Source organism: Mesorhizobium sp. M7D.F.Ca.US.004.03.1.1 (assembly GCF_003998635.1).
GTDB classification, from domain to species: Bacteria; Pseudomonadota; Alphaproteobacteria; order Rhizobiales; family Rhizobiaceae; genus Mesorhizobium; species Mesorhizobium loti.
Genome location: NZ_RZQG01001830.1, coordinates 1 through 427, shown reverse-complemented (window position 1 = coordinate 427; position 427 = coordinate 1). Strand labels below are relative to the sequence as shown.

At 67.2% G+C, this 427-nt stretch carries 1 protein-coding gene; it reads right to left on the bottom strand.

The features are described from left to right. Positions 1–427: VCBS domain-containing protein (locus EN935_RS40265; protein WP_164771944.1), on the bottom strand; the 427-nt coding region annotated here is incomplete at both ends.

Here is a 427-nt window from a genome sequence, read left to right as displayed (position 1 = left end):
GCGGCAGCCACCTGGGGCACGAAGTGGGGATCGCTGTCGACATCGGAGATGGTGAGCGTGCCCGACGTCGAGATGTCGGCGGCCGTGTTGCCTTCGGTCAGGTCGCGCACATCGGCCGACAGGACGGCCGCGTCGTTGGTGCCCAGGATGTGGACGGTCACGGTGGTGGCGGTGCCGTCGGCGCTGACGACATTGAAGGTGTCGGTGTAGGTTGTGCCGGCGACGAACTCGTCATGGGCGGAGGATGCCGTGTAGGTCCAGTTGCCGTCGGCATCGAGGTCGAAGGTGCCGTAGCTGCCTGCGGCAGCCACCTGGGGCACGAAGTGGGGATCGCTGTCGACATCGGAGATGGTGAGCGTGCCCGACGTCGAGATGTCGGCGGCCGTGTTGCCTTCGGTCAGGTCGCGCACATCGGCCGACAGGACGG